General features: G+C 68.9%; 9 protein-coding genes. 3 read left to right on the top strand and 6 right to left on the bottom strand.

Going from position 1 to position 8,715, the window contains the following annotated elements:
* On the top strand, positions 1 to 938 hold a 938-nt coding region (locus WA805_RS27290), incomplete at its 5' end, for a hypothetical protein (protein ID WP_425243772.1).
* 43 nt (positions 939 to 981) lie between these two features.
* Complete coding sequence (locus WA805_RS27295; protein ID WP_422282105.1) at positions 982 to 2,598, top strand: DUF885 domain-containing protein; 1,617 nt, start codon at positions 982 to 984, stop codon at positions 2,596 to 2,598.
* Positions 2,599 to 2,713: 115 nt separating this feature from the next.
* Here the strand turns inward: WA805_RS27295 and WA805_RS27300 are convergent, their stop codons facing one another.
* The 5 genes from WA805_RS27300 to WA805_RS27320 form a co-directional block, all read right to left on the bottom strand.
* Positions 2,714 to 3,478 carry a DUF899 domain-containing protein gene (locus WA805_RS27300; RefSeq protein ID WP_425243773.1) on the bottom strand — a complete coding sequence of 255 codons (765 nt, stop codon included), beginning with the start codon at positions 3,476 to 3,478 and terminating at the stop codon, positions 2,714 to 2,716.
* Between the two features lie 30 nt (positions 3,479 to 3,508).
* Positions 3,509 to 4,177, bottom strand: a complete 669-nt coding sequence (locus WA805_RS27305; RefSeq protein WP_424565018.1) for a DUF2182 domain-containing protein — start codon at positions 4,175 to 4,177, stop codon at positions 3,509 to 3,511.
* Positions 4,177 to 4,533, bottom strand: coding sequence for an ArsR/SmtB family transcription factor (locus WA805_RS27310; RefSeq protein ID WP_422282099.1), 357 nt, complete (start codon positions 4,531 to 4,533; stop codon positions 4,177 to 4,179). The genes WA805_RS27305 and WA805_RS27310 overlap by 1 nt, the downstream gene beginning before the upstream one ends.
* A complete protein-coding gene (locus WA805_RS27315; RefSeq protein ID WP_422282097.1) occupies positions 4,520 to 4,954 on the bottom strand; it encodes an SRPBCC domain-containing protein in 435 nt (144 codons plus the stop codon). The genes WA805_RS27310 and WA805_RS27315 overlap by 14 nt, the downstream gene beginning before the upstream one ends.
* Before the next feature lie 258 nt (positions 4,955 to 5,212).
* Entirely contained in the window at positions 5,213 to 6,148 is a 936-nt protein-coding gene (locus WA805_RS27320) for a glycoside hydrolase family 11 protein (RefSeq protein WP_425243774.1), read from the bottom strand.
* A 502-nt stretch (positions 6,149 to 6,650) separates the two neighbouring features.
* Between WA805_RS27320 and WA805_RS27325 the strand changes: the two genes are divergently transcribed.
* On the top strand, positions 6,651 to 8,489 hold the full coding sequence (locus WA805_RS27325; protein ID WP_422285080.1) for an ABC transporter ATP-binding protein: 1,839 nt from the start codon (positions 6,651 to 6,653) through the stop codon (positions 8,487 to 8,489).
* 93 nt (positions 8,490 to 8,582) lie between these two features.
* Here WA805_RS27325 and WA805_RS27330 read toward each other — a convergent pair.
* Positions 8,583 to 8,715, bottom strand: a 133-nt coding sequence (locus WA805_RS27330; protein WP_422338134.1) for an acyl-CoA dehydrogenase family protein, incomplete at its 5' end; no start/stop codon positions are given.

Raw genomic sequence — 8,715 nt, forward strand, 5'->3', positions numbered from 1 at the left:
ACCTGGAGGCACTGCGCGGCGCGGGGCACCGGGCGCCGTGGAGCGGCGTTGGCCTCGCCGTGGGGTCCGTGACGCTGGCCGGACTGCCGCCGACGGCGGGGTTCGTGTCCGAGTGGTTCCTGCTCGAGTCGCTGATGCAGCAGTTCCGGGTGACCGCGCTCGCCGGGCGGCTGACGCTGGCGCTGGCCGGGGCCGCGGTGGCGCTGACCATCGGCTTCGCCGGGGTGACGTTCGTGCGACTGGTCGGGATGGTCGTGCTCGGGCCTGGTGGTAGCGGAACTCGCGGGGGCGACTATGGCTGGACAGGGCGGGTGGCGATCGCGTTGCTGTCCGCCTGCCCGCTGGCGCTGGCGGCGCTGACGCCGCTGGAGATACGGGTGATCGCCGCCGGGCTGTCCCCGGCCGTGCCCGGCGCGCTGACGATGGGCGCGCTGAAGTCGCCGTGGGTGCTGCAGCCGGTGTTCGCCGGGTTCTCGATCCTGTCGCCGTCCTGGCTGTGGGTGGAGCTTCCGGTGATGCTCGGGCTCGTCGGCCTGCTCGCGCTCGGCATGTCCGGGCGGCGGCTACTGCGGGTGCGGCGGGTTCCCGCGTGGCGTTCGGCGACGATGGGCGTGGCGGGCCCGAACTCCTACACCGCGTTCGGTTACGCCAACCCGACGCGGCGGGTGCTGGCGAGCGTGCTGCACACGCAAGCCGAGGTGGTGGAGGTCGTGCCCGATGGCGACGGCGTCGGCGACGGGGACCAGGTGCCGCACTTGCGGTACGCCTCCGACGTGGTCGAAGTCGTCGAGACATGGCTGTACCGCCCGGTCATCCGGGTATTCGGCGTCGCGGTGGCGTGTGCGAAACGGCTCCAGTCCGGCCGCTTGGACGCCTACCTGCTGTACATGCTCATCGCGCTGGTAGCCGTGGTCGCGGTGGTCACCGCGCTGGCCTGACCGGAGGCTTCGAAAGCCTCAGGTGCGCCTAGGGTGTTTACCTATGACGCCAATGTTCCGGTTTTGCGATGACTTCGTCACGCGGTGGGCGGCGCTCGATCCGGTCGGAATCGGCGGTTCCCTCGCCGAGCCCTTCGGCGCCGCCACCGACTACAGCCCCAGCGGTCTAGAGGCCTGGGCGGACCTGATGTCCGGCACCTTGGCCGAGCTCGGCGGCGTGCAGGTCACGTCCGAGCGCGACCGGCTGGCCGCCGCGCATCTCCGCGAGCGACTGGAGGCCCAGCTGGCCCTGTATGACGCGGGTGAGCCGCTGCGTAACCTGCGCACCCCGTTCGGCCTCCTCAGCAACGTCCGCGACAGCGTGGACCTGCTCCCCCGCGGGAGTGACGAGGACTGGCGGAACATCGCCGCACGGCTGCGGGCCATCCCTGAGATGTTCGCCGGCTGGCGCACCAGCCTGGACGAAGGCCTGGCGCGGGGCCTGCCCGCCGCGCGGCGTCAGGCGGTCGAGGGAGCGATCCAGGCCGACAAGTACGCGGCGGGAACTCACGACGCGCTGGTGGCCGGCTACGGTGCCGGGCCGCTGGCAGCCGAGCTCGCCGCGGCGGCGGGTGCCGCGCACGCCGGCTACGCCGAGACTGCCCGCTACCTGCGGGAAAGCTACGCGCCGCGGGCGAAGGAAACGGACGCGGTCGGCGCCGAACGGTACGCGATCGCGGCCCGGCTGACCCTGGGCGCGGACATCGACCCCAGGGAAGCCTACGAGTGGGGCTGGGCGGAACTCGCGCGGATCGAGGCCGAGATGGCCGCGGAAGCGGGCCGGGTCCGCCACGGCGCCTCGGTCGACGAGGCGACGGCCATCCTGGATGAATCCGCCTACGTGGACGGCGAAGACGCGTACCTGGACTGGCTCAAGGAGCGGCATGCCCGTGCGGTCGCGGCACTGGACGGGGTGCACTTCGACATCGCGCCGCCGCTGCGCGCCATTGACGTCGTGCTGGCACGCAGCTCTACCTCGGGGGCCGCGTACTACACACCGCCCACCGAGGACTTGTCCAGGCCAGGACGCACCTGGTGGCCGGTTCGCGACCGGGACCGGTTCAACACCTGGGACGAGCTGACGACGGTATTCCACGAAGGCGTGCCCGGTCACCACCTGCAGGTGGGCGCGGCGGCGACAGCGGGAGATTCGCTGTCCCGGTACGCGAAGTGCACCTTCATCAGCGGGCACGGCGAGGGCTGGGCCCTGTACGCCGAGCGGCTGGCCGACGAGCTCGGCTGGTTCGACGAGCCCGGCACGCGGCTGGGCATGCTCGCCGCATCGGCGTTGCGAGCCGCCCGGGTGGTCATCGACATCGGCGTGCACCTGGACCTGCCGCTGCCGGACGGGTCCCGGTGGAGCTTCGAGAAGGCGTGCCAGGTGCTGCGCGAGCGAGGCCGCGCCGAGCCGGGCCGGGTGCACGCCGAGGTGGTGCGCTACTTCGGCTGGCCGGCCCAGGCGATCGCCTACAAGCTCGGCGAACGCGCCTGGCTCGCGGCCCGGGCGGACGCCGCGCGGCGCCCTGGATTCGACTTGAAACGCTGGCACACGGCCGCGCTCAGCCTCGGCCCGGTCGGCCTGGACAGCCTCGCTGCCGAGCTGCGCGCCATCCCTGCCTAGAGCAAGGCGACATCCACCCGGCGGTGGTCCGGCTTGAACGGCAGCGCGGTGACAGTGGCTTCTCCAGGATGAACAGGGGCTGCGGCCCCTGCCGGTTACCCCGCGGGCGGGCCGCTCACTGGCTGTCGTACTCGTCGTGGCGGCGCCACCAGAAGCTGTTCTCGTTGCGGCCGAGCGGCGCGCGGTCGAGCCACTGGTACATGCCCCACAGGCCGTCAAGCCCGCGCGCGTACGTCGAGTACGCGTGGTAGATAGTGCCGTCCTGTAGCGCGAAGGCGCTCATGCCGGGTCCTTCGCGCCGGTAGGTCTGCCAGTCCGTGCCGACGATCGACTGGGTGAAGGCGTCGAGGGCGTCCTCCTGGCCGGCCGCAGGCCGCATGTCCGCTTCGCCGAAGTTGTACGCGACGGTGCCCGCTTCCCACTCCTCCTTGGTGTGCGCCACCCCGAAGTCGAAGTTGAAGTCGCTGCCGTAGGCGGATGCCCACGGGAAGCCCCAGCCCATCCGCCGCCGGTAGGCCTGTATTTTCTCCAGCGGCGCCCGCGACACCGCGCAGAGCGTGACGTCGTGGTTGGCGAGGTGGACGGCGGACCCGTTGAACCCGTCGGCGATCGCCGAGCAGGACGGGCATCCGGCGGTGTAGTCGGGCCCGAACATGAAGTGGTAGACGAGCAGCTGCGAGCGGCCCTGGAACAGGCCGGCGAGCGACGCCGTCCCCCCGTCGGTCTCGAATCGGTAGTCCTTGTCGACCCGGACCCAGGGCAGCTCCCGCCGCTGCCTGGCCACCTCGTCGCTGCGCCGGGTCAGCTCCTTCTCCGCCTCGAGCAGCTCCAGCCGCGCGGCTAGCCACTCCTCGCGTGTCCCCGTGTTGTGACTGGTCATTGCCTGTCCCTTCTTTCTGCTTTCTTGTCGTTACATCGCTGGCGGGGCGAAGCCCGGAACCAGCGAGGGCGCGCAGACGATCACGAGCCCGAGCCCGAAGATCGCCAGCGCCAGCGGAACGTCGATCGCGGCCTTCGCCGGCAGCAGCTTCTGGGCGCAGCAGACGAGGGCGACCACCGCCATCCAGAACAGGCTCATTACGTCCAGCGCCACCAGCATCGCCATCAGCCCGATGCCCGAGCCGACACAGCAGAGCCCGTAGCCCAGTCCAGAGGCGGCATTCTCACGGCAGCGCTGGCGGAAGTGCCGCTTGACCGGCGTGAGCTCATAGACACCCGCCGCGATCACCACCGCGCCGGCGGCCAGCGACCCGTGCGGCCGGTCCAGCGCGTAGGCCACGACGCCCGCGAGCGCCCAGATGGCCAGGTAGTACCCGGCGAACGGCAGCGCGGCACTCGCCTTACCGCTGAGGCGGACGTGCCTGGCGAACGCCGGCGCCGCGCCCGGCAGCATCATCGCCGCCATCATCGTCACCCACGCCGCGGCGAAGAACCCGAACGGCCCTGGCCGGGTCGCGATCCCCATGTCCATGCCGTCCATCAGCCAGGCTGCGACCGCCCAGCACGCGGCGGCGAGCCCGAGCGTCGCCGCCACCACTACCGGCGGCGCGACCAGGCGCCGGGATGCCACGTTGACCATCAGCCCTCCTGGGGTTTGCCCGCATGCTGGTCGAGGTGATCCTTCAGCGCGCCGAGCTGGCCGTCCCAGTCACGCGCGAGCGCGGCCAGGAACTGCTGCGCCACCCGCATCGGCGCCGAGCTCAGCCGGTACCGCACCCGGCGCCGCTCCCCTGGCTCGGCCGTCACCAGGCCGGCCTCGGCCAGCAGCGCCAGGTGCTTAGCGACCGCCTGACGAGTGATCGGCAGCTGGCCGGCCAGGTCCGTGGCGGTGGCCGGGCCCCCCGAGGCCAGCGCGGCCAGGATGGCGCGCCGGCTCGGGTCGGCCAGGGCGACGAAGACCTGTTCGGCGATGGCCTCGATGTCAGGCTGCGGCATCGAGGTAGTCGACAAGCTCGCCGAGCTCACTCACCCACCCCTGACCGTTGCCGTCGTACGCCGTGCGGTAGGCGTTCTCGGGAAGCTGCGCGAAGCCGGACTCGACCATGGTCAGCCGCGTGCCGGCGCCGGCCGGCTCCAGCGTGAACTCGACGTAGGTGCGGCGCGGGTCGTCCTCGGGCAGCCCGTAGATGTGCCAGGTGAAGCCGAACACGGTCGGCTCCTCCACCCGTTCCACCCGCATGTCGGCGGTGTGGCCGCCGTCCCACCTCATGCTGGCCGAGCCGCCCGGGCGCAGGTCGATCTTCGCGTCCTTGCCAAACCAGGCGCTAAGCCCTTCGGCCGTGGTCAGTGCCGCCCATACCTTGGCCGGCGGGTGAGCGATCTCGACGGTTCGCTCGATGCGATCAGGAAACGTCACGATTCCCTCCAGGATGTAGCAACTGTTTGGTTGCGATAATATGGCAACTAACGGGTTGCGTCAACTGGCCAGGGCGGCCGAAGGGATCGTGACCGTGACGGACAGGCCGCCGTCATCGCGAGGGCAGGCGGTGACGGTGCCGCCGTGGAACGCCACCAGGGCCTAACGGAGTTCCCGCAGTTCAGCGACCTTGATCGACGCCGCACTAACGGGAACTCCGTTACCGTCCCAGCAACGGTGGCGAGGGGTTGCCCGCGGCTACCCGGTACTACAGGAGACCGTGGGCCAGGTCCATTGGCCGTTGGGTGAGATGGTGACACCCCAGTTGTTGCCGTTGCCGTTGGGCGTGGCCTTCAGCACGTACTGGCTGGGATAGGTGGCGTTGACGTTCCAGGTGGAGTAGACGACCGCGGGGGCCGCGAGGTCCATCGTCACTGTCCAGGTGCTGGAGCCGGCGACCGAGACGTTGAGGTTGTACCAGTTGCTTCCCTGCGACCCGGCGGACAGCGTCGCGGTGCAGCCGCCACCGCCGCTGCCGCCGCCGCCGCCACCGGAGCCGCCACTGCCGGAGTTCACCGTAACGTTGGAGCTGCCGCTGCCGCCGCCGAAGGACTCGGTGGCGAGGATCTGGTAGTTGAGCGTGCCCAGGTTCATCCCGTGGCTGGCCCACGCGTTGAAGAAGTTCTGCGTGGTGATGGTCCCGCTGCTGGTGGGCGAGGTCCGGATCGCCAGGTACTGCTCGAAGGTCGCCGTGCCCTGGATGGAGGGCTGGTTGACCTGCTGGTGCTCATAGATGTTGTAGGTGCCGCCGTCGCTGGTGACCTGGCCCATGTAGGTGCCGGCGGTGGGCGGCGAGCCGACGTAGTTCTCGATGACGTAGTACTCAACGAGCGGGCTGGTGGACCAGCCGTAGAGCGACACCAGCGACGTGCCGCCCGACGCGCTGAGGCTGCCGGAGAAGGTCTTCGTGGAACTGTTGCCAGGATTCCAGCCGACTCCGGCTACGAAGTCGCCGATGCCGCTCCACGTGGTGGAGTAGCTGTTGCCCGAGTTCAGGGTGACGCAGGCCGATCCCTGGCCGGCGGACCACATCTGGTAGTAATAGCCGCTGTTCGTGCCGGTCTGGTTCGAGCAGATGGCCGTCGCCGCCTTGGCGGTGCCGGGCAGCGCCGCCGTGGCCGCCGCCAGGATCACGGCGAAAACGACGCCCAGCAGCAGACGGAAGCGGCCGCCTCTGCGAGCTCTAGGTACATGCGTGGGGGCGTTCACGGCACCTCCTTGGACAGGTCGCCATGCGGCGACACAGGAGCAGGCCTGCGGGAGCCTGATCGGCAGCTTTTTGATACCGATGGCGTTAGTTTGAGTAGGTCGCATTCAGCGGTCAATAACTTTCGGAAATGTTTCGATTCGAAAGTTTGGTCAGCAGTTTCGTTCCAGGTTCTTCTTTCGCCTACGTGCATCGATCAGAATTAGGCATAGTGGTACTAAAGTTTCGGACATATTCGAAACTATCGGCCGCCCGGGTGATTGACCTCTAACTGCGTGTGCGTGAATGCGGGTTACCCGGCGCGGAAGGCGTCGCGAGGGTGGCAGGTATGCCCGTTCCGCGACGTTTCGGGGAGCCAGAAAATCGATCGCCGTGAGGGCCTCCGGTCGGGCACCATGGCCAGGAATAGCCGCTCGTATGGGGGAACACATGACCACGCCCGAACCTGGCCGCGGTTCACCGGCCCGGAAACGGGCGGTGCTGCTCGCGCTGCGCTGCTATGGCGGCCAGATGACGCGATTGTGGCGCTTCACGGTGCCGGCGATGCTTTTGCCCGCGCTGGGAAACACGTGCATCTCCTATATCGCTCCGCTGATCATCGCCCTGCTGGTCGCCCGCTTTGCCAGTCACGTGCCGACCGGGATCGGCGCGACGATGCCCTACGTGCTGGGGTTTGCGGGAGTCCTGCTGTTCGCCGAGGTCTTGTGGCGGATTGGTATCCACTGCCTGAACCGCCTGGACGGCCGCGGCATCGAGAACCTCTACATCATCGGCATGGACGAGCTGCTGGCGAAGGACGCGGCGTTCTTCCACGACAACTTCGCCGGCTCGCTGACCAAGCGGGTGCTGAGCTTCGCTTCCCGGTTCGAGGACTTCGCCGACAATCTGGCGTTCAACATCGTCAGCAGCCTTGTGCCGCTGGTGTTCGCGTCGGTGGTGCTGTGGCGTTTCGACCCGTTGCTGGTCGCCGGGCTCATCGGCCTGATCGTGATCACCGGCGCCGGTGTCGCCCCGCTGATCCGCCGTCGCCAGAAGCTGGTCAACCAGCGCGAGGAGGCAATCGCGCGGGTGTCCGGGCACGTCGCCGATAGCCTGGCGAACATCGACACGATCCGCGCGTTCGCCGCGGAGGACCGGGAGGCCGCCGAGCACCGGTCGCGGGTCGTCGAGCAGCGGCGGAAATCGCTTCTTTCCTGGGATTACGGGAACCTGCGCATCGACACGCTGGTCGCGCCGATGTCCGTGCTGACCAATGTGTTCGGACTGCTGCTGGCGGTCGCGCTCGGGGCGGGCGGTCACGGGATCGAGGCGATCATCGTGACGTTCACGTACTACTCCAACGCGACACAGATCATGTTCCAGTTCAATCAGATCTACCGCCAGATGGAGAGTTCGCTGACCGAGGCCGCCCAGTTCACCGAGTTGCTGCTGACGCCGCCGACCGTGCTCGACCCGATCGCGCCCGAGCCGCTGCGACCGGCGGCGAGCGACGTCCGCTTCGAGAACGTGAGCTTCACGCACTCCGGCGGACAGCCGTTGTTCAGCGGCCTCGACCTCGTTGTGCCGAGCGGAACCAGGCTCGGACTTGTCGGCCGGTCAGGCGGCGGCAAGACGACGCTTACCCGGCTGCTGCTGCGGATGGTGGACATCGACGAAGGCCGGATCCTGATCGGCGGGCAGGACATCAGCAAGCTGCGCCAGGCGGATCTGCGCAGCCTGATCGCCTACGTGCCGCAAGAACCCGCGATGTTCCACCGGACTCTCCGCGAGAACATCGCGTTCGCGCGACCGGACGCGACCGACGAACAGATCCGCCAGGCCGCGCAGGCCGCGCACGTGACGGAGTTCGCGGACATCCTGCCGGACGGATTCGACACGATGGTAGGCGAGCGTGGCGTGAAGCTGTCCGGCGGACAGCGGCAGCGAGTCGCGCTGGCGCGGGCGATCGTGCGCGACGCGCCGGTCCTACTGCTCGACGAGGCGACAAGCGCGCTGGACTCAGAGAGCGAGATCCTCGTCCAGCAGGCGTTGTGGGATCTTATGGACGGCCGGACCGCGCTCGTGGTCGCGCACCGGCTGAGCACGGTCGCGAGCATGGACCAGCTCGTCGTGCTCGACCATGGCCAGATCATCGAGAAGGGCACGCACGAGGAACTGCTCCATCTCGGCGGAACCTATGCCAGGCTGTGGCAACACCAGTCCGGTGGCTTCCTGGACGACAGCGCCACGACACCAGCGCTGGCCGAGGCGCCGAAGCTGAGCGCGTGAGCCCCTGCCAGATCCCCCGGAAAGCACTCTGCTCCGAAACGGTGCTCTTTCGCCGCTGCTGCTCTGGGCGCTGGCACTCACAGCGCGCAGAAATTACCTCTTGAGCAGCTGGCGGGCCATCACCATGCGCTGGATCTGGTTGGTGCCCTCGTAGATCTGGGTGATCTTCGCGTCCCGCATCATCCGCTCGACCGGGTAGTCGCTGACGTAGCCGTAGCCGCCGAGC

The sequence above is a fragment of the Trebonia sp. genome, assembly GCF_049794275.1.
In the GTDB taxonomy this organism is placed as follows: domain Bacteria; phylum Actinomycetota; class Actinomycetes; order Streptosporangiales; family Streptosporangiaceae; genus Trebonia.

What these genes read in the sequence shown, in the direction of transcription:
- WA805_RS27325 (WP_422285080.1), top strand. Translation starts at nt 6,651, where the DNA reads ATGACCACGCCCGAACCTGGCCGCGGTTCACCGGCCCGGAAACGGGCG.
- WA805_RS27300 (WP_425243773.1), bottom strand. Translation starts at nt 3,478, where the DNA reads ATGACCAGTCACAACACGGGGACACGCGAGGAGTGGCTAGCCGCGCGG.
- WA805_RS27295 (WP_422282105.1), top strand. Translation starts at nt 982, where the DNA reads ATGACGCCAATGTTCCGGTTTTGCGATGACTTCGTCACGCGGTGGGCG.
- WA805_RS27305 (WP_424565018.1), bottom strand. Translation starts at nt 4,177, where the DNA reads ATGGTCAACGTGGCATCCCGGCGCCTGGTCGCGCCGCCGGTAGTGGTG.
- WA805_RS27310 (WP_422282099.1), bottom strand. Translation starts at nt 4,533, where the DNA reads ATGCCGCAGCCTGACATCGAGGCCATCGCCGAACAGGTCTTCGTCGCC.